At 60.0% G+C, this 19,435-nt stretch carries 15 protein-coding genes, 1 tRNA gene and 1 pseudogene; 7 read left to right on the top strand and 10 right to left on the bottom strand.

The features are described 5' to 3' along the window. Window positions 1-79: 79 nt before the first annotated feature. Both HWY05_RS17815 and HWY05_RS17810 read right to left on the bottom strand, forming a co-directional pair. Window positions 80-955, bottom strand: a complete 876-nt coding sequence (locus HWY05_RS17815; RefSeq protein WP_035553930.1) for an SDR family NAD(P)-dependent oxidoreductase — start codon at window positions 953-955, stop codon at window positions 80-82. Between the two features lie 56 nt (window positions 956-1,011). Continuing rightward, entirely contained in the window at window positions 1,012-1,584 is a 573-nt protein-coding gene (locus HWY05_RS17810) for a TetR/AcrR family transcriptional regulator (RefSeq protein ID WP_035553933.1), read from the bottom strand. 419 nt (window positions 1,585-2,003) lie between these two features. Between HWY05_RS17810 and HWY05_RS17805 the strand changes: the two genes are divergently transcribed. From HWY05_RS17805 to HWY05_RS17780, 6 genes are all read left to right on the top strand, one after another. Next, window positions 2,004-3,758, top strand: a complete 1,755-nt coding sequence (locus HWY05_RS17805) for a methyl-accepting chemotaxis protein (RefSeq protein WP_176059081.1) — start codon at window positions 2,004-2,006, stop codon at window positions 3,756-3,758. Window positions 3,759-4,135: 377 nt separating this feature from the next. Continuing rightward, entirely contained in the window at window positions 4,136-5,161 is a 1,026-nt protein-coding gene (locus tag HWY05_RS17800; protein WP_176059209.1) for a DEAD/DEAH box helicase family protein, read from the top strand. A gap of 246 nt (window positions 5,162-5,407) precedes the next feature. Beyond that, window positions 5,408-7,009 carry a VPA1262 family N-terminal domain-containing protein gene (locus HWY05_RS17795; RefSeq protein ID WP_176059080.1) on the top strand — a complete coding sequence of 534 codons (1,602 nt, stop codon included), beginning with the start codon at window positions 5,408-5,410 and terminating at the stop codon, window positions 7,007-7,009. Then, complete coding sequence (locus tag HWY05_RS17790; protein ID WP_176059079.1) at window positions 6,999-9,077, top strand: hypothetical protein; 2,079 nt, start codon at window positions 6,999-7,001, stop codon at window positions 9,075-9,077. Before HWY05_RS17795 ends, HWY05_RS17790 begins: the two co-directional genes overlap by 11 nt. 485 nt (window positions 9,078-9,562) lie before the next feature. Continuing rightward, window positions 9,563-9,910: a DEAD/DEAH box helicase family protein gene (locus tag HWY05_RS17785; protein ID WP_176059078.1), complete on the top strand. Its 348-nt coding sequence runs from the start codon at window positions 9,563-9,565 to the stop codon at window positions 9,908-9,910. A 160-nt stretch (window positions 9,911-10,070) separates the two neighbouring features. After that, window positions 10,071-11,438 carry a hypothetical protein gene (locus tag HWY05_RS17780; protein WP_176059077.1) on the top strand — a complete coding sequence of 456 codons (1,368 nt, stop codon included), beginning with the start codon at window positions 10,071-10,073 and terminating at the stop codon, window positions 11,436-11,438. Window positions 11,439-12,145: 707 nt separating this feature from the next. On the opposite strand, the pseudogene istB reads toward HWY05_RS17780, so the two are convergent. From istB to HWY05_RS17745, 7 genes and pseudogenes are all read right to left on the bottom strand, one after another. Then, window positions 12,146-12,946 (bottom strand): annotated as a pseudogene (gene istB / locus HWY05_RS17775) (IS21-like element helper ATPase IstB). Next, the gene (istA, locus tag HWY05_RS17770; RefSeq protein WP_176059208.1) at window positions 12,939-14,462 is read right to left on the bottom strand and encodes an IS21 family transposase; all 1,524 of its coding nucleotides are present in this window, start codon (window positions 14,460-14,462) and stop codon (window positions 12,939-12,941) included. Before istA ends, istB begins: the two are co-directional and overlap by 8 nt. Before the next feature lie 449 nt (window positions 14,463-14,911). After that, a tRNA-Ala gene (locus HWY05_RS17765) sits at window positions 14,912-14,987 on the bottom strand. A gap of 64 nt (window positions 14,988-15,051) precedes the next feature. Next, a complete protein-coding gene (locus HWY05_RS17760; protein WP_035553943.1) occupies window positions 15,052-15,399 on the bottom strand; it encodes a c-type cytochrome in 348 nt (115 codons plus the stop codon). Continuing rightward, the gene (locus HWY05_RS17755; protein ID WP_035553945.1) at window positions 15,396-16,193 is read right to left on the bottom strand and encodes a BON domain-containing protein; all 798 of its coding nucleotides are present in this window, start codon (window positions 16,191-16,193) and stop codon (window positions 15,396-15,398) included. Before HWY05_RS17755 ends, HWY05_RS17760 begins: the two co-directional genes overlap by 4 nt. 26 nt (window positions 16,194-16,219) lie before the next feature. Next, entirely contained in the window at window positions 16,220-16,807 is a 588-nt protein-coding gene (locus HWY05_RS17750) for a phosphoheptose isomerase (RefSeq protein ID WP_035553948.1), read from the bottom strand. A gap of 216 nt (window positions 16,808-17,023) precedes the next feature. Continuing rightward, window positions 17,024-17,524, bottom strand: coding sequence for a YraN family protein (locus tag HWY05_RS17745; RefSeq protein ID WP_035553950.1), 501 nt, complete (start codon window positions 17,522-17,524; stop codon window positions 17,024-17,026). Here HWY05_RS17745 and rsmI point away from each other — a divergent pair. Then, window positions 17,523-18,425 (top strand): 16S rRNA (cytidine(1402)-2'-O)-methyltransferase, encoded by a 903-nt coding sequence (gene rsmI, locus HWY05_RS17740; protein WP_176059076.1) that lies wholly within the window; start codon window positions 17,523-17,525, stop codon window positions 18,423-18,425. The genes HWY05_RS17745 and rsmI overlap by 2 nt on opposite strands. A 130-nt stretch (window positions 18,426-18,555) precedes the next feature. Here the strand turns inward: rsmI and HWY05_RS17735 are convergent, their stop codons facing one another. Further along, window positions 18,556-19,188: a septal ring lytic transglycosylase RlpA family protein gene (locus tag HWY05_RS17735; protein ID WP_035553955.1), complete on the bottom strand. Its 633-nt coding sequence runs from the start codon at window positions 19,186-19,188 to the stop codon at window positions 18,556-18,558. Window positions 19,189-19,435 lie beyond the last annotated feature (247 nt).

Raw genomic sequence — 19,435 nt, 5'->3', positions numbered from 1 at the left:
CGCCAGCCTGTGTCGTTGCATCAGGTGCCGCGCCGGCCGCTGGGGCCTGCGCGCTGGTCACGCTCATCACGATAGACGCTCAGGCTTTCGCCGGCGCGACAGGAAACGCGGGCAGTTGCGCCGGCGCGGAGAAATCCGTCGACAGACTGACGGCGTGCCACGCTTCAGCGTTCGCCGCGCGCGCCTTCTCGCCTTCGCCGCAATAGTGCAACGCATCGCTGCCCAGCAACAGATGCGCCGGCAGCGCGTCGTGATAGGCGAGCTTCAGCACGACTTGCGCCACCTTCGCCGGATCGCTGGCTTCGCGACCGATGTACTGCTTCAGCATCCCGACGATCGCGCCAACCGACGGCTCATAGTCCGGCAGCAATTCAGGCGTCGCGCCGGACGCCTCGTTACCCCATTCCGTTTTCATGCCACCCGGCTCGAGTGCGGTGACGTGGACGCCGAATGGCGCGAGCTCCTGGCTCAGCACTTCGGTGAAACCGCCGACCGCCCACTTCGCCGCCTGATACGCACCCAGCCCCGCGATCCCGACGCGTCCGCCGACCGACGAAATCTGGATGATGTGCCCGGCGCGCTGCTGCCTCAGCACCGGCAACGCGGCGCGCGTCACGTTGACCACGCCGTAGAAGTTCGTATCGATTTGCGCGCGGAAATCGTCCTCGCTGGTTTGCTCGAACGGCACCAGATGGCCGAAGCCCGCGTTGTTGACCACCACGTCGAGGCGGCCGAAGGCGTCGACGGCGCTCTGCACCGCGTCGCGCGCCGCCGCCGGATCGGTGACGTCCAGCGCGACCGCGCGAACCTGCTCGCCGTAGCGCGCCACCAGATCCTGCAGGCGGCCCGGATCGCGCGCGGTGGCGACGACCCGCTCGCCCGCTTGCAACGCGGCTTCGACGATCTCGCGCCCTAGGCCGCGAGCACTTCCAGTAACCAGCCAGACTTTCGACATGATGCGTTCCTTTCAGTTAAATGAGCAAGCAATCACTCATTAATTAGACAAAAAATTTAGTGCCTGGCGATCGCGTTCCAGAACGCGTCAAAACCAGCCGCCCGATAGCGCGCGGCCTGGTCCGGTTCGCGTGCAATGAAATCCATGGTGGTTTCCGCGAGCGCGCTCATGATCGCCGACAGAAACGCCGGCGGATGGTCGCGCAACGCACCACTCGCCACGCTCGCCTGAATCATTCCGTTGATGTCGGCGAACGACTGCATGCCGGTTGCCCGCGTATGGTCGGTGAGCCGCTCGGAGACCGCCAGTTGTGCCATGGCGCGGCGTTTTTGCGGCTGCGCGACGCCCCAGTCGACGAACTGGTTCCACACGTGCTGCGCCCGCTCTTTCACGCTCGCGTGTTGCGGATACGTGGTCATCATCACTTCGCGCAGTTCAGCCTTGATGTCGAGGTATAAGGCATTCAGCAAGTCGTCTTTACTGTCGAAGTACGTGAACAGCGTGCCTTCCGCCACGCCCGCCAGCTTGGCAATGCGCGCGGTCGGCGCGCCCAGCCCCTGCTCGGCGATCACCGCAGCGGCGGCGGCAAGGATGGCGTTACGTTTGTCTTCGCTTTTGGGACGGGCCATGCTGAGTCGATCCGGCTAACGGCATTAAATGAGTGATTGCTCAATCATAACGACGAAGCGACGCCTGTTCAAGCCGTTTTTTTCGCTTCGCGTTTCTCGAACAGACGGTTGCGCCCCGCCGCCCATTTCAGCAGGCAAGAAACCTCGTGCCAATGCTGTCACCGAGTGCTTAAATTTACTCATCTCCTGAGGAAATTACGTCTTCTTCGCTCATCGCGTGCAAGCTTATAGAGACATACCCGATACCCCTTAAGTCCTCGAGCCTCCAGTCCGATATCCGGTAAATGGGATACCCATTTTGGGGAAATCAACCGCGCAGGGCCGCTTTTCAGTTGAAGCGGTCACATAGACGCTCCCATGCCCGGACCTGAGAGTCCATTGCGAACGCTTTCTAACGTTTCGTTTTTGGAGAAACAACCGTGACACTTCAGCACCTGTCTATCAAAGCCAAACTGATTGCCGGTTTCGGCATGCTTTCCGTTATCGTCGTCGCCGTTTCCGGCCTGTCTCTGAAGGCGCTGAGCGATTCGACCGATGGTTTTTCCGACTTTGTCCACGGCATTAACGCGCGCGCCGACATGGCCGTGCAGGTACGCACCGCGGTCGACCGGCGCGCAATTGCCGCGCGCAACCTGGTGCTCGTCACCAAACCTCAGGACCTCGAAATAGAAAAGGCCGACGTGATGCGCGCGCATGAAGACGTGCAGAGCGACCTGAAGAAACTCAACGACATGACCGCGTCCGCGTCCGATACCTCGGACAAAGCGCGCAGCCTCGTCGCCGAGATCAACCGCGTGGAGGCCCTGTACGGCCCGGTCGCCACCGACATCGTCAACCTCGCGCTGACCAGCAAGCGCGACGACGCCATCGTCAAGATGGACGACCAATGCCGGCCGCTGCTCGCCGCGCTGATCCGCTCGACCGATGCGTACGCCGAGTACACACGTAGCCGTCAGGAACAGATGATCAACGACTACGCGGCGCACTACGTGAGCCAGCGCAATCTGTTGATCGCGATCTGCCTGATCGCTGTGGCGCTCGCGATCGGCGCCTGCGTGATGATCACGCGCGCGGTGACCGGCCCCTTGCGTTTTGCGATCGACGTGGCGCGCACCGTGTCGCAAGGCGATCTGCGCACGCGTATCGCCGTCGAAGGTAGCGACGAAACCAGCAAGCTGCTCGGCGCGCTGCGCGAGATGAACGAACGCTTGACGGCGATCGTCGGGCGCGTGCGCGACAGCAGCGCCAGCATCGCCGGCGCGGCGCGGCAAATCGCGGCGGGCAATATGGATCTGAGCCAGCGCACCGAGCAGCAGGCCGCGTCGCTTCAGGAAACGGCGTCCAGCATGGAAGAGCTGACCTCGACGGTGAAGCAGAACGCCGACAACGCGCAGCAAGGCAGCACGCTGGCCGCGAATGCTTCGTCGGTGGCGCACAAGGGCAGCACGGTGGTCGGCCAGGTGGTGAGCACGATGCACGACATCAGCGATAGCTCGACGAAGATCGCGGAGATCACCGGCATCATCGAAGGGATTGCGTTTCAGACCAATATTCTGGCGCTGAACGCGGCGGTTGAAGCGGCGCGTGCTGGTGAGCAGGGGCGTGGTTTCGCGGTGGTGGCGAGCGAAGTGAGAAGTCTGGCGCAACGTTCGTCGAGTGCGGCGAAGGAGATCAAGGATCTGATCGCCAACTCGGTGGAGAAGATTCGCGATGGCTCCGCGCTGGCGGGTGAAGCGGGTAAGACGATGACCGAAGTCACGCAGGCGGTCGCGCAGGTGACGGACATCATGGCGGAGATCGCGGCGGCTTCGACGGAGCAAAGCCGTGGGATTGAGCAGGTTAATCTCGCGATTACGCAGATGGACAATGTTACGCAGCAGAATGCGGCGCTGGTGGAAGAAGCGGCGGCGGCTTCAAAGTCGATGGAAGATCAGGGGAAGCAGTTGAATGAGGTGGTGGCGTTTTTTCAGATTTTGAGTGGGGAGGGGGGCGGGGGTTCGGGTTCGGTTTCGGTTTCGTCTTCGCATAGAGAGGCGCCGCGGCGCGCGGTGATGGCGAGCACGACTGTTGCGCCGGTACGTCGGGTTGTGCGGAACGCTGCGCCGGTTGTTGCGCCGGTTGTTGCGCTGGCTGGGGCGAGCGCGGGCGGCGATGATGGGTGGGATAAGTTCTGATTGAGAGCGCTTGGGTAGAAATGCGAAAACCGGCTTGTCGTAGGCGGTTTTCGCGTAAGGACTTCAATGCATTTATTCGGCAGGATCGGAGCTAACAGCCGAACCAGCATCGCGCCTTCCGCCGACCTCGCTTCATTTCGCTCTCCGCCCATGAGGCTCGGTCTGCAGATCGTGAGTGAGCGAAAGCCGATTTTCTCGATCGCCCTCTCAACCTCCCCTTTGGAACGGGTGACAGGAAGAGGCGGTGCGGCCCTTGGGGTATTACGTTGATGAGGCGTTCGATCTTCCTGGGCAATCGATTGACCCAGTAGCTAGTTTGAAGATTGAGGAGGACGGGGCGTTAGTGATCGGCGCAGCGTGGGAGCACTACTCGGAGCATCTGCGAACGAAGATCTCGCCCAAAACGAAGAAGCCGCGGTCGGAAAGACACGTCCTCGAGCATATCAACCTCTCGTCGCGCGGCTCCCTTAGAGCGTGAGCGGCTGCAGTCGTTTCTCGGTGTCGGCAAGGGCATCGTCGGCACAATCGGTGGCGGCAAGGCGAAGCGTAGTGGGAAAATTGATATTGCTGTCATGCAGTCACTGTCGCGACAGGGCGAGACGAGTGAGTTGGTCGAACAGTACGGGCACGTGATTGTGGACGAGTGTCACCACACATCGGCGGTTTCATTCGAAACACTATTAAAGCGGGTCAAGGCGAGGTACGTTCTGGGGCTGACGGCGACGCCGATCCGCCGGGACGGCCAGCATCCAATCATATTCATGCAGTGCGGCCCAATCCGGCATACGGCCTCCCGCGCGGAGACGGCCCCGCACGATCTTGAGGTCATACCGAGGATCCGGCCGGCCAAAATCGACCTGCCTGCCGAGGCAGGCATTCAGGACGTGTTCCGACAGGTCGCCGCCGATGTTCAGAGGACGATCGCCATTGCAAGTGAGGTCGCCGATGCATTTTCCCGCGGGCGGAAGATTCTCGTTCTGACTGAGCGCACCGATCATATTGCGGCCATCCAGGAAGCCTTGGTGGGAAGAGTCGAAATGATTTTCACGCTGCATGGTCGGATGTCGAAGAAGCAGCGCAATCTGGTGACCGCCGAACTCGATGCGCTACCGGCTGATGCACCACGGGTGCTCCTCGCGACAGGCAAGCTGGTCGGCGAGGGGTTTGATCATCCGCCACTCGACACGCTCGTTCTTGCGATGCCAATCTCGTGGAAAGGGACCCTGCAGCAATATGCCGGCCGCCTTCACAGAGAACATGCGACCAAGGTCGATGTGCGTGTCATCGACTTCGTAGACGCTGGACACCCGGGACTGCTGCGGATGTGGGACAAGCGCCAGACGGGTTATCGAGCCATGGGGTATAGGGTAGAAAGCGTGCGCCAGGCTGAGCAGCTATTATGATCCGGGGCCAGGTCGTGCTAACGACAACGAGCATTTCTTGAGTTGTCGCCGTCCTCTTGACCGAATCGCGTAGCCATCAGCACGACTACTACGCAAAGTGCAGCCCGGAATGTGACAAGGTTGTTCTAATGTGTTTTTTGCTAACCGGGTACGCGAAGCGATAGACCTTGCTTGACTCACATAAGTCGGGATAGAACATTCATCGGCACGTCCCATTGCAGCCCCAATCCTCTAAGGACAGAGAAATTGCAAATTCAACCACCGTCGTTCCCGGCAGACGGCTCATCAGGCCAAGACACTTCTTGGTTCGTCTTCGTTACCTGGACGGAATACGAAGGTGGCGGCGGGTTCGTCTACGGATGTGCGTCGCCTGCCTCCGCGCGCTCGGATTGGCATGAGACAACGAGCATCGACATTCCGGGGGACGCCAAGCTATGCGTCTACCAGTGCATTATTTCTGAGCAGCTTTGGGTCAAGCTACGGGGTGCACTTGACGCCGGGGTGGTAGATACAGAGTCACTGCATGCAGGGAAGGTTGTTCACGCGAAAATTCGCGCCTCTCGATTCATATTTCAGGAAGGCTTCGGACAATCAGGCGTCCGTACGCGACTCCACCATACCCTACCGAATGTCGAAGACATCGTCGGCACGGCTGACGGTGCGCTCGACTGCGTTCTGACCGCGCTGCAGGATCAGCTTAATCTTCCCTTCAAAGGGCGATATGCGACGCATCTGGGGAACTTTGAAATATTCGAACTGCACCCTTGGTTGGACAGGCCCATACCATTTCTTGTAGATGGAGCCCAAGACCGGGAGAAAGATAGCAGTGGGCCTCAGACCCAAGAAATCTCTCGCAGCATCGAGTTCTGCCGAGACGAGCACATTGCGCACCTCGTAAGCGAGGTAAACGGCGAAGTCATTTTTGACAAGCTCATCAAGCTCCCTGCAGGTGAACGAAAGACATCTTTCGAGCTGCCCGAAACCCCTAGTCGCCTGCACTTTCGCCTTTTCTCTGCGAGCGGAGACAAGCTACTTCACTCCGAGCAGCAAACGTTTCTGAATCGCATTCACTTTGTCATGGCACCGGTTGCGCGCCAACTAACCATCGAGGATGAGCTAACCCATCGCGCCAAGAGCCAAAACAGGGAACTAGGCAAGAAAGCGGCGAGTGTGGTGACACACTCATCGCATCGGTCCGCTGTCGGGGCTCCGCGCGAGGGAAGTTGGCAGAAGTTTGTGGAAGATATGGAACGTCGGGTGGCTGATCAGCTACCAAAATCCGGCGAAGACAAGTGGTTTACGCGCGGCATAGATAGCGAGGTCGGTGCCATCGCACACATTGCTGGTCTTATCGACGGGGGGCGCGTTACCCACGCCGTTCTCGTCGATCCATGGTTCGGCGCCGACGCGCTTCAACGATTTGCGTTGCGGCTTAGAAGCCACGATGTGCGATTTACCATTCTCACGAGCTGGACCGGCGAAGACCCCGACACCGGCACCCCTTTCCAACGGGACAAGAGTCCGACGGCAAAGCTCGAGACAGTACTTCAGAGAATCGAACCTCTGTTGGCACCCAGCCTGAAAATCATTAACGTGGTCGATGGTAAGGCACAAGCGTTCCATGACAGATATCTCGTACTCTATCCGTACGAAACCCCGCCAAAGGCATTCCTGCTATCAAACAGCATCAACAAGCTCGCCGGGAATTGGCCGTTTGCAATGAGCCTGCTTGCACCCGACGTAGGGCGTGAGGTGCAGAGATATGTTGAGGCGCTGCTGGCAGGCACGGATAGCGCTCGAAACAGGGCATTGAATATCACCTTCGAATGGCCATCAAATGCGACTTAACATTCCTACCCTGCAGGAGTTGCCCAGTGTACATGTTGCCTTGGGTTGGTTGCTGGACGTTAAAGAGGGAAGCCCCGCCGAGCTCATCCTCTCGATCGCTCAGGCAGCAAAACTGATTCTGCCGGATGGCGACCCACATTGGACAGCTGACGGCGAAGCTGTATTGCGGCTAGCAGAAGCTGGAATTGAGCAACTACCCGCAGACGCTGAACGCCTCGGGCAACTCCTCCACGGCCTAGGGGAAATACGCGCGCATTGCCACGCACAAGGACTCTCCGAGTTGATTGCATGCGCCATCGAGGAGCGCAAAGCACTTACTCCGTTAGCTCGGGCCTTCGAAGCGGCAATCGAGTGCAACAATGTAATTCGTCGTCAAACTCGGGTTGACGAACTGTCCCTGGGACAGTGGATTTCCCATTCGACACCTGGGCGGGAGACATTCCAACTGGCGGTCGCGCGACTCGGGCATCCCGATCGCGTATTCGGCGGCTACGGCCTAACCTTCGTTACCAGAATTGTCCTCAAGGCGGATCCCTCTGTCGTCGACGATTGGATATCGGCCAATCCGGATGATGCGGCCTGCTCCGTCATCGGAGGCGCGGCCCTCAGCATGGTCTTTCCGTTCGACGAAGACACTGCAGTTCAGTCGCTTCTTCGAAGCAGTAACGTTGCCATCAAGTACCTCGGCGCTGCGGCAGTCGTGTTTCCTGTAGGTGTTCAGGAGCCGATGAACCTTCGAGACTGCCACCGAACGCTTATCAACTCTGGCTTTACAGCGGCGGATGCAATTTGGATGGCTGCGGTACGCATTAGAGAGGCTGTGTACGCGCGCAATCGGAGTGAACACGGGCGTCAGCAGAACGCTGCAAGACTAGGCTATATAGAACGGGTTCCGGAGAAGGCTATCGGAGGCCTTCGGTATGCCGTGCAAGAAATGGAGAGGCTGCGAGAACAGATTGAGCGAAATGCCGCAGACTACGAAAAGCTTGTTGTCACACTCGAGCAACTGCTCGTCGATACCGCAGCAGACTGGCCCACCGACGGTCTCAACGAGCAGCAAATGGAGGCCCTTGATTCGGTGTTTGTGGATGCGGCGGACGTTCGACACCGGCTGGCAGTCAAGGTTTCGCATCAGGCGAATCGTGCCTGGTTGCTCAAGCGGAATGTCGAGCTTCTAAGGACATTTATTGGCCTGGAGTGCGACCCCGGTGCGATCTCAAAAGACTACTTCTCTCCAGAGGAAGCCAGCTTTGGGAAAATTGCCGACTGGGCCGCTCAATCCGCGGTCTTGCTGTATCAATCGGTCAATCGCGGAGTAGGTAAAAGCACTAGTGATCTGGTTAGCGGCATCGCCAGCGCATCCAATCGCATAACTGCAATACCGTTCGCTTCGAGCCGTCATCCGGATGCCTGGCAGTCTGTAATTACGCGGGCTGCATGTGCCATGAGGTTCGTTTTCAGGGTCGTTGCAAGCGTCCCGGAAGACCAGCGCGAGTCTGTCGCACAGCTCAATGGTTTAGCCCTAACACACTCACTCAAGCTTCTCTGTGTTCGCAACCTGCCCAAGGTCTCCGAGGATACCGTCTTCCGCCTGGCGAATGAGGCCAATTTCTACATAGAACGGACATCTGAGCCCGACAAAATTCGGGAGCTATGGGCCTTGAATGAGAACCTCGACTCCTTCTCTCGAACACTGGCGTTGTGGTCATCGTCGAACCTGGTCGACAAGCACACCGAGCTTGCCTGCCGACTCTTTGGACAGGTTTGCGTTGTGCCACTATCACGTGATAACTACAACCTTCAAATGTCACGTATGGTATCAATGCTTGATGCGGCAATTGCATGCTGCATCCGAAGTGGCAACGCGGGGATAGTGAGCCGAATCAAGGAGATGTGGTCGGGCGGCTACCGAGACTGGATGCCTATCAGCCCACGATGGGAAACGATGGCAGAGAAATTTGCACGTGCCATTGAGACCGACGGTCCGGAACGAGCCGAAGTTGTTGCCGATGAAACCCTCGCCCGCACTCAGTGTCGCCGTGTGATTGATGATCGTCATGGCGTTTGACGAGCGAGCTGTTGTTCAGCCGCAGAGCGTGAGGCGTGCGACAGTTGCGCGTAACGAACGAGCCCAGTAGACATCACTCTCACCTTGGCTACGACGTATAGATCAAGAGCACGTAGACTCGGCGAACTGGCACAATTTCCGGGCGCGCTTTCCGCTGCGTGTCCGTTCCCGCCGGTAGCCGCTGCCGGACTTTATGGCTCCATCCTTGAGGCAGTTTTACCCGATTGGTTGCTACTACACGACGAAGCCCAAGCGCTACAGCGCGATAAACGCTACGCGTGACAGACAGAAGCAGACAGTGCTGCCACTCTCGCGCTGGTCGTTGGAGTCTTTGATCACGGTCGCGGCCGAACTCGAATACATCGATGCCAGTCTTGCACGGCATGCACGGGCCTTGCGCGAATCACGCAACCTGATCCACCCGGACAAGCGCCTTCGCAAACACAGCACGCCAGACGGACACCTCGCGTTAATCTCTCAGCAGGTTGGTCGAACACTATGGGCACGTGATTGTGGACGAGTGCCACCACATATCGGCGGTTTCGTTCGAAGCACTACTCAAGCGGGTCAAGGCGAGGTACGTTTTGGGATTAACGGCGACGCCGATCCGCCGGGACGGCCAGCATCCAATCATATTCATGCAATGCGGCCCAATCCAGCATACGGCCTCCCGCGCTGAGACGGCTCCTCATGACCTTGAGGTAATACCAAGAATCTGGCAGAGAAAAATCGATGTGCCAGCGGAGGCCGGCATTCATGACGTGTTCCGACGGGTCTCTGCCAATATGCAGCGGACGGTAAGCGTCCGGGCAACCCACCTTGAGTTGCATTGAAGGTCTTGGGGGCATCGCGTCCACTAAAGTAAGTAATGTGCAAAGTTTGCACATTACTGGTTCGGATAAGCCAGTGAAGTTCTACAACTTGGACGTCGTCATTAGTGTCGGCTATCGGGTGCTAAAGTAAGCCTCCAATTTGAAAAATCACTAGAGCAGAATGCACATCACATTCTTCACCCCATATCTTCTGCCGCTATACGGCGCAGCGTGGAATATCCAGCAAAGCCTCGAGGGTCTAGGAGTATCGTCATCGTATTTTGTGAGCTCAGACCCGACCGGTCCCGCACTGGTAAGTAGCTGGTCTCCTGGCGTGCACGTCATGGCGATTTTCGGTCTGCTGTTCGTCGCAATGATCTGCGTGTTCATTTGTGTTCTCTGGGCGGGCTACATCCTGGCAAGAAAGAAAGGGGCACTTGTCGCCCTGGCCGTAATAATTCTGCCTGGCGTGCTTAATATGGTGGGCCTTTGGCCGATCGTACCCAGCGTGCCGGACACTTTCGTTATCGACGGGACTGGCGTGTTAGGTAGCGGTTGGGGGATGCTTCCGCTCGTGTGTCTAGGAGCTACTGCGGGGTGGTGTCTGCTACTGATCTACGCAGATCTGTTTTCATCCGGATCACGCTTCTGGCTCGCATACGATCACGTCTGGTATGTAGCGGGCCTACTGGCTGGGATAGTTTTTGTCGCAGACTCCCAAGTTAGTGAACACGCGCGAAGATTGCAGGAGAGTTCGCAGTATTCACGGCAGGCGAGTGCGTATCTGCGCGGGCAGACAGCGGCCTACGAGCAGTGGTGCGAAGACAACGGACGCGTAAACCAGATTTCCTGCCGCTGGGCATCAACAGTACAACAAAAGCTACTGGACTATTCATGGCAAGAACCCGCACTGTTCTGGCGCTTCGGACCGACCACGTCGGCAGAGGTTTATTCGATTCCCAGACGAAATATCACCGAGCGGGCTATGACACAGATACGCCTCGAGATTGCCGCCTATAACCGCGAACTCTGCCCAGTGGCAGATCTTGGTCACGGGGTTCAGCAACTGGCCGCGCCTTCCAGGCATTGCCTCACAACTCCAGCCAATTTTAGTCGCGCTTACCATGAGCCTCTTGACGGAAAGGTAAATAACAGCACATTCCAGATTCCGCTCGCCCTAGACAGTGAGGGAATCATCCCGACGCTGGTTATGTACCGGACCGAGCAGGAAGCGCTGTGGGGAAAAGTCGAACAGGATCGTCGTACAAAGCATTTCCGGTGGATTTACTACCTGCTGTTCTCTCTCGTGATCGGCGGAAAGATCGCCGGCGCAACGACCAAGCTGGCAGCAATAGAGAAACGTTCTCCACAGGAGCTACGGCGTAGTTCCTATCTGTTTCGCAGCATGATTGGCGCGATCTGTAACGGAGGCCGCTTCACAATGCGTACCGCCTCGAAATGTCTGCGCGGAATCGTTGCCATACTCGCTCACCTACTCAGACGCATAGCTGCCGCGTGTCGCAGGCTGCTGGCAATATTTTCTGCCTGACGCTCTAGTCTAGTAGTGGACGTACTTGATAGCAATTTCGAAACGCCATGCGGGGTCCCATATGTTTTGTCGCGAAAGGAGGTCACCGTCAAATAACTGGGACGGGCGGTAAAGCATCAGTACTTGATGTCGTGCGCGCGTGATGCCGACGCGCAGCAGTCTACGGGATCGAAGATACGGGCCGTCTTCGCGGCAGAAAATCAATGGGCGACTGTTGGGATCATCGAATATGATCGCAGTCCTCCGAGATACACACTAATGTGCACGCTAATCGCTCGGTGAACGCACCGATCGTCAATGCATATGGCAATAGCGCTTATAGAAGCGGGGCTCGAAGATACGCGCCACGCCTCGCAATAGTGGGCGTGTTGTTAAGCCATAGAGCGTATCGCCAGTCCATCACAATTTCGGCTCTACCAAACAAGTTGTACGCGTCATCTGGCGAAGGCTGATCGGGCATCATTTTCGAATACTGGCTCGCGACGACGCCCATCAGATGCGACTGTACTGTCCGCGCCGAATGAATTTTGAGCCACCGCGCCGACCGAGCTTTGAGCCGGGGTGGAGACCGGTCTGAAGAAGGACCGGTTGTGGATAAGTGTATGGGTTTCGAGAGTACTTGTCCTCTTTCGTGTGAGGCCTCATTGCGCAGTGGAAGCTGCGAAGGGCGTAGCCCGTAGCGGCTTCCACTGCGCGGCAAGCGACGATCAGACTGATTCGTTCTCGCTTGCACTGTCGGCTCTGCGCGCCGCTTCACGCAAGCGGATACGCTTCTTTGCACTGGCGCTGCTGTGGCGGAAACGGTAGCTTTCGTTGCCAGTCTCCACGATGTGGCAGTGGTGCGTCAGCCGATCCAGCAACGCCGTGGTCATCTTCGCGTCGCCGAACACACTGGACCATTCGGCGAAGTCCAGATTCGTTGTCACCGCAACGCTTGTGTGCTCGTACAGGCGACTCAGCAGGTGGAATAGCAACGCCCCGCCGGCCTGGCTGAAGGGCAGATATCCGAGTTCGTCCAGAATGACCAGGTCAAGACGCAGCAGGCTCGCCGCGATCCTCCCGGCGCGTCCCTGCGCCTTCTCCTGCTCCAGTGCGTTGGCCAGATCCACCGTCGAGTAGAAGCGCACCCGCTTGCCGTGGTGCATGATGCCGGACACGCCGATGGCGGTCGCCAGATGCGTCTTGCCCGAGCCCGGGCCGCCGACCAGAACCAGGTTGTGCGCGCCCTCGGTGAACGTCATGCCAGCCAGTTGCGTGACGAGCTGGCGGTCGACCGGCGAGGCATCGAAGTCGAAGCCCGCGATGTCGCGATGCACCGGGAACTTCGCCGCGTTCATCTGGTGGCTGACCTAACGCACGGCCCGATCCGCTACCTCGGCCTGCAACAGCCGGTCGAGCAGCCATTGCGAAGACGCCGCCTCGACATTCACCTGTTCGAGCAGTTCGGCCCAGCCGGCAGCCATGCCGTGCAGCCGCAAGTGTTTGAGTTCGACAATCAGATCACGCATGATCGGCCTCCGGCTGTTGCAGTGCCGGGCGCAGCCCGTCGTAGCGCGATGTGTCGGCCAGCGGCGGTGTCGTCAGTTGTAGCGCAGTATCGATCTTCGGCGGCATCTGCACGCTGCGCATGCGCGACAGCACGTTCACCACATGCTCGACGCTCACGCGCCCGGAGGGCGGTGCCTGCTCCAATGCGAGTTCGACTGCAACCACTACGGCATCCAGACCGCTTTCCGGTACCAGCGCCAGAACCTTAGCCATTACCCGGTCGCCACCTGGCTCGCGTAGTAACGCCCGGCGCAGCCGTTGCAGCGGCTCGGGCATATCATGGAACGGCGCACCGTTGCGCAGGGCTCCTGGCTTGCGCTGGATCAGCGGGATGTAATGCTGCCACTCGTATCGCACCTGTCCTTCGTCGGCCAGTCGATCGTGTTCGGCCGCCACAGCATCGTCGCCAACCACCACAACACGGCCAGGATAGAGCCGCGTACTGAGCATCTGGCCTGCGAATTCGCATGGCACGGAGTAGCGATTGCGGCCAATCACCACCAGGCAGGTCGACGAGACTCGTGCCGCACGCTCAACATAACCGTCAAACGGTGTTGGCATCGGCATCAGATGGGCGCGTTCCTGCTCGAACACGTCGGCGACGCTCAGCTCACGATAGTCTGGATGCTTCACCTGATCCCACAACGACCGGCACCGGGTCGCCAGCCATGCATTCAGATCAGCGAAACTGCCGAAGCGTTGCGCACGCGCCTCAATCCAGATACGCAGACGGCTGTCCTGCACGTTCTTCTCGACGACGCCTTTCTCCCAGCCACTGGCGACGTTGCAGAAGTCCGGATCGAACAGGTAGTGCGAACACATCACTGCGAAACGCGGATTGACCGTGCGACCCTTGCCTTTGTGAACCTTGTCTACGGCCGTTTTCATATTGTCATAGATGCCTCGGCGTGCCACTCCGCCGAAGGCCGCGAACGAGCGCGTATGGGCGTCGAACAGCATCTCGTGCCCCTGGCTCGGATAGGCAACCAGCCAGAACGCCCGCGACGCACATAGCTTCATGTGCGACACCTGCAGCTTGCGGTAAATGCCGCCGACAACCAGTCCTTCCTCGGACCAGTCAAACTGGAATGCCTCGCCCAGCTCGAATCGCAACGGCACAAACGCCGACTTCGAAACCGCCTTGCCTTCGCCTTGCCGCCAGGCCCGGATGAAATCGGTCACCCGCGAGTAACAGCCGTCGTAGCCGCCAGCCTTGATCTCCTGGAACAGCATCCAGGCGGTGCGGCGTTCCTTCTTCGGTCGCCGCGCGTCGACACTGAGCGCCTGCACCAGCACCTCATGAAACGGCGTCAACCGGGTCGGCTGCGAGCGCCGCTGATACTTCGGCTCCTCCTGAACATCCATGTTCAGATATTTACTAATCGTGTTGCGCGACAGGCTTGTGAGACGCGCTATCTCGCGTACCGACTTGTTCTGGCGGTGGAACATCCGCCGCACCTTGCCAATCATCGTCATCGGGATCATCCCCAAACACCCTGCCAGAAAAACTAGCAGGATAGGTTGATTGCCCGGCTCAATTTTCAGTCGGCGCGATCCCTACATGTGGCTGAATTTTCGGTCGGCGTAAACAGCGGCGGATGCTACCTTCGATTCGACCAACCGCCCGACAGTCGGCCTTTCGCTATCCGCCGTTGGCCGCTTATTGAACGGCGTGTAATGGCTGTTAGTTCTATGCGATCCATTGCCAAAAGTCCGGGACGCACCGGTCCCGCACCATTCACCGCCAACCGCCACAGTCGGGTCCAACTGTTGACCCCGTCGTTAAGCGTATGCCATCCTTCTACTAGACAGGCGACACCCGTCTTGTCACCCTGATGTCACCCTGCGGGGTGTCGAGCCAACGACGACGGAAGCGACGCACAAAGAAAAAACCGGCCTAAGTGGCCGGTTTTAAAGGATTTGAGTGGTGGAGAGGAGGAGGATCGAACTCCCGACCTTCGCATTGCGAACGCGACGCTCTCCCAGCTGAGCTACCCCCCCAACGTGCGAACAATTCTAGCACAGGCATTTTCCCTTTTGCCTAGCCCTAACCCCCACCAAACCATCACTTCGACGGCGCCCCTTTCAGCACCCAATCGACCACCGTCCGAATATCCGCATCGCTCATCGACTGATGCGCGGGCATCGGAATCATGCCCCACACACCGGACCCACCGTTCTTCACCTTACTCGCCAACTTAGCCGGCGCTTGCGCGTCACCCTTGTACTTCGCGGCGATCTGCTGAAACGACGGGCCGACCAGTTTGCGGTCCACGGCATGACATCCCATACAAGCATTCGAATTAGCGATACTCTGCCCACCCGGCGCATCCGCAGCATGCGCGCTGGACACAAACAGTCCCACCACCGCCCCAACCAATACCGACCCAACAACGATCACACCCCGCTTCATGGCGCAGTCGCCTTCGGATTACCCGGATGCACCGCGTTCGAATTGGTGACCGGCGCCGGCGCCTGCTGATCGAGCGGCCGCGAGCTCACCGACGAATCCGGAATCGCGCCGACCGTCGGCGCATTCGCGTCCGGCTGCGACGCGCCCGTCGCCGGCGCAGTCGCTGCTGCCGCAGCCGCCGCTGCAGCTTCCTGCGGCTGGATGTACTGGAACAGCTTCACGACCTGCACCACGCCCGGCACGCGACTCGCGACGTCGGCGCCGCGATTGCCTTCGTCCATCGTGACGAGACCCATCAGGTACACCGAGCCACGCTCGGCCACCACCTTGAAGTTGTTCGCCGAAATATTCTTCTCGGCGATCAGCGCGGTCTTCACGCGCGTTTCCAGATAGGTATCGTTGGTGCGCGACGAGAACGAACTGGCCGGCATGATCGCCAGTTCGTTGACGATCGTGTTGACGTTGTTCAAGCCACGCACGATTGTCTCGGCGCGCTGCTTCGACACGTCGCCGGCGACTTCGCCGGTCAGCAGCACCCGACGATTGAACACCGCGACGTTGACGTGCGCGTTGTCCGGCAGATTCTGGCTGATCTGCGAGAGCGCCTTCACCTGCAACTCGCGATCTTCGGTCTGCGCGCCCAGCGTGCGCCGGTCGGTCGCCACCAGCGCGCCGCCGCCCGCCGCGCCGGCAACGGCGAGAAAGCAACCCTGCAACGTCGCGGACAGGCCCGCCGCGAACCCAACCACCAGCACGGTTCTCACCAGTGTCTTCTTGACGCGGAATACGCTCATCAACTAGCTCTCCTTCGGAATCAATCTCAGTCTTCGCCCAGCAACATGGCATCAATGCCGTCGCACAGACAATGGATGGTCAGCAAATGCACTTCCTGAATACGCGCGGTGCGATCCGACGGCACGCAAACGTGAATGTCGGTATCGCTCAACCCGTCCTGCACGCGGCCGCCGCCCTTGCCGGTCAGCGCGACTACGATCATCTCGCGTTCGTGCGCGGCGTCGATCGCGGCCAGCACGTTGGCGGAATTGCCGGACGTGGTGATGGCCAGCAGCACGTCCCCCGGCTGGCCGAGCGCCCAGACCTGCTTCGAGAAAATCTGCTCGAACGAATAGTCGTTGGCGATGGCGGTCAGCACGGACGTATCCGTGCTCAGCGCGATCGCCGGCAAGCCCGGCCGTTCACGTTCGAAGCGGCCGATCAGCTCGGCGGCGAAGTGTTGCGCGTCGGCAGCCGAGCCGCCGTTGCCGCACGCCAGAATACGGTTGCCGTTGGCGAGCGCGCCGAACATCGTGTCGATCGCTGCGGCGATCGGCATCGACAGGGTTTCGAGGGCTTCGAGTTTGACTGCCGCGCTGTCGCGGAAGTGTTGTTGAATGCGTTCGACTGACATCGAGTCTCTATCTTCTACCGCGAATGAGCCGCACTGCGCGGCCGTGTTGTGAAGTCGTATTGCGAGTCGTGTTGCGCCGTTGAAGCTGGCCGGTAACGTGGTGCCGTAGCGTCGATGCATCGCAAAGTACCCTACGTGTCGCGTAATCCGCGTCGCCCCGTGGCCCGGACGCGAGCGCAAGTTTATCGTACTCACGCGGGTTCTCCGCGCGCGACCTCAGACTTCGTCGGCGCGAAACGCGTCACGCAACCAGACGAGCCGGCCGGCTTCGAACGCGATCACGTCAAAACGGCACGCGGGTTGATCGCGCGAACAGCGGCCGCGAGTGGCCAGATAATGCTGCGCCGCACGCACGATGCGCTGCCGCTTGCGCCAGTCGATGCTCTCCGCCGCGCCGCCATATTGACCTTGCGCCCGCGCGCGGACTTCGACGAACACCAGCGCGCCGTCACGGTCGCTCATCACCAGATCGATCTCGCCGCCGCGGCACGACACATTACGCGCGACGAACCGCAAACGCTGCCGCTGCAAAAACTCCTGCGCGCGCAACTCGAAAGCCGCGCCGACGAGTTTGGACCCCGCCGGTCTTGAAAAGTTGTGCGGGGTGGCGGACGGCGATGCCCTCGCCCGCCGCTCACCATCCGCAGCGTCCAGAACGCCCGGCGCTGCGTGGCACAATGGCGGCCTCTTTCCGTCTGTTTGTGTCTTCTGCCTCATGACTCCTCTCTCCGAACTCGCGCAAGGGCAGCATTACCCCACCGCCGCGCTGTATGTGGTGGCCACGCCGATCGGCAACGTCGCCGACGTCACGCTGCGCGCGTTGCATGTGCTCGGACTGGTGGACCGTATCGCTGCCGAAGACACCCGCAACACCGGCCAACTGCTCGCGCGCTATGGCATCTCGAAGCCGCTCGTCGCGGTGCATCAGCACAACGAGCGGGCCGCGGCGCAGCGCCTGATCGAACACCTGCAAGCAGGCGAACGCGTGGCCTACGTATCCGACGCGGGCACGCCCGGCATCTCGGACCCCGGCGCAAAACTGGTCGACGCCGTGCGCGAAGCGGGCTTCCCCGTGATTCCGCTGCCCGGCGCGAGCGCCCTCGCCACGGCGTTGAGCGCAGCCGGCGACTGGGTCGCGACGTTCTCGTTCCTCGGCTTCCTGCCGCCCAAACCGAAGGCCCGCGCCGCCGCATTGCAGGAGCTCGCGCGCCATCCTCACGCGATGGTGTTCTACGAAGCCCCGCACCGGATCGTCGAAACGGTGCAGGCGCTGGCCGACGCGTTCGGCGGCGAACGCAAACTGCTGATCGCGCGAGAGCTGACAAAGTTACACGAAGCGCTGCACCAAGGCACCCTGGCCGAAGGGCCAACGTGGCTCGCCGCGGATCCGAACCGGCAGCGCGGCGAATTCGTACTGGTAGTAGAAGGCGCGCAGCCGGAGGCCACCGGCGAACACGATCACGACGCGTTGCTGAGCATCCTGCTAGAAGAGTTGACGGTGAGCAGCGCGGCGAAGGTGGCGGCGTCAATCACCGGGGTGTCGCGCAACGCGCTGTACACGCGCGCGTTGGCATTGAAGAAAGACGACGAAGCCGAAGACGACCCCGAAGAGGAATAAGCAGTCGGACAAAAAGAAAAGGGCCTCGCGGCCCTTTCTTTTTTGACAGAGATGGCATGGACTGCCGCCGCCGTCATGCTACGAGCGCGCCCATCTCGCACCCACCCGTAGCCTCACCATCAATTTTCGATCACTTATCGCTGCTCGAACCCGAGTTCGACGCCAGCGTTTCGTTCATCTCGGCGCGTGCTTCCTGCTGCGTCAGACCTTCAATCTTGACGCGCGCCGTGCCGGCATGACGCATATCGAGCACGCTTGCGGCGGCCATCGACAGATCGATCACACGGCCGCGAGCATACGGGCCACGATCGTTGATCCGCACGACGACCGAGCGCGACGTGGCCGGGTTGGTCACGCGTACATACGAGCCGAGCGGCAACGTGCGATGCGCGGCGGTCAGCGCATGCATGTCGTAGCGTTCGCCGTTGGCGGTGCGACGGCCGTGGAAGCCGCGGCCGTACCACGAAGCGCGACCGGTTTGATGAAAGTCCGAAATGTCCGAACCATCGTCCGTTAGCGGCTTGGCGTCGGCCAGCGACGAGCCCGCAGCGCTTGCGCCGGAGGCCGGCGCGCTACCGAAGGCTTGCGGCCCGAAGGACCCTGCCTGCGCCGCTTTGGTGCTCAGCGGCGTGTCGTTGGCGGACGTGTTCGCGGTGCCCGGAGGCGTGGCGCAACCAGCCAGCACAAAAAAGGCAAAAAGAGTCCCCAGACCACGGGATAACCGAGTTTTCATAAGACGTGCAATCACAATGTCGAGCCGCATCACGCGAAGTTGAGCGTGTTGCCTGCGACTCCGGCGGCAATGGACGACAACGCGCCGCGCAAGTCTGCGCAGAACGTCAAAGCCCGGATGCGGCCCAATCGGCCGCTACCGCACGGTTAATTTTCACGTCTGGCGCAACCTGTCCCCGGCAGCCTGACCAGACCCCACATGCCGCCATCGAACGTGGCAAACACGTTCTTGCGCGCGGAACTCAGCGCACAGGAACGGCGGCGTAGGCCCCACCCAG

The organism is Paraburkholderia sp. BCC1876, from assembly GCF_902833695.1.
Classification (GTDB): Bacteria; Pseudomonadota; Gammaproteobacteria; order Burkholderiales; family Burkholderiaceae; genus Paraburkholderia.
Note: the sequence above shows the minus strand (reverse complement) of the source record. Positions and strands in the feature narration are given on the sequence as shown.

What these genes read in the sequence shown, in the direction of transcription:
- HWY05_RS17810 (WP_035553933.1), bottom strand. Translation starts at nt 1,584, where the DNA reads ATGGCCCGTCCCAAAAGCGAAGACAAACGTAACGCCATCCTTGCCGCC.
- HWY05_RS17745 (WP_035553950.1), bottom strand. Translation starts at nt 17,524, where the DNA reads ATGAGGCAGAAGACACAAACAGACGGAAAGAGGCCGCCATTGTGCCAC.
- HWY05_RS17735 (WP_035553955.1), bottom strand. Translation starts at nt 19,188, where the DNA reads ATGCGGCTCGACATTGTGATTGCACGTCTTATGAAAACTCGGTTATCC.
- istA (WP_176059208.1), bottom strand. Translation starts at nt 14,462, where the DNA reads ATGACGATGATTGGCAAGGTGCGGCGGATGTTCCACCGCCAGAACAAG.
- rsmI (WP_176059076.1), top strand. Translation starts at nt 17,523, where the DNA reads ATGACTCCTCTCTCCGAACTCGCGCAAGGGCAGCATTACCCCACCGCC.
- HWY05_RS17750 (WP_035553948.1), bottom strand. Translation starts at nt 16,807, where the DNA reads ATGTCAGTCGAACGCATTCAACAACACTTCCGCGACAGCGCGGCAGTC.
- HWY05_RS17815 (WP_035553930.1), bottom strand. Translation starts at nt 955, where the DNA reads ATGTCGAAAGTCTGGCTGGTTACTGGAAGTGCTCGCGGCCTAGGGCGC.
- HWY05_RS17755 (WP_035553945.1), bottom strand. Translation starts at nt 16,193, where the DNA reads ATGAGCGTATTCCGCGTCAAGAAGACACTGGTGAGAACCGTGCTGGTG.
- HWY05_RS17760 (WP_035553943.1), bottom strand. Translation starts at nt 15,399, where the DNA reads ATGAAGCGGGGTGTGATCGTTGTTGGGTCGGTATTGGTTGGGGCGGTG.
- HWY05_RS17790 (WP_176059079.1), top strand. Translation starts at nt 6,999, where the DNA reads ATGCGACTTAACATTCCTACCCTGCAGGAGTTGCCCAGTGTACATGTT.
- HWY05_RS17780 (WP_176059077.1), top strand. Translation starts at nt 10,071, where the DNA reads ATGCACATCACATTCTTCACCCCATATCTTCTGCCGCTATACGGCGCA.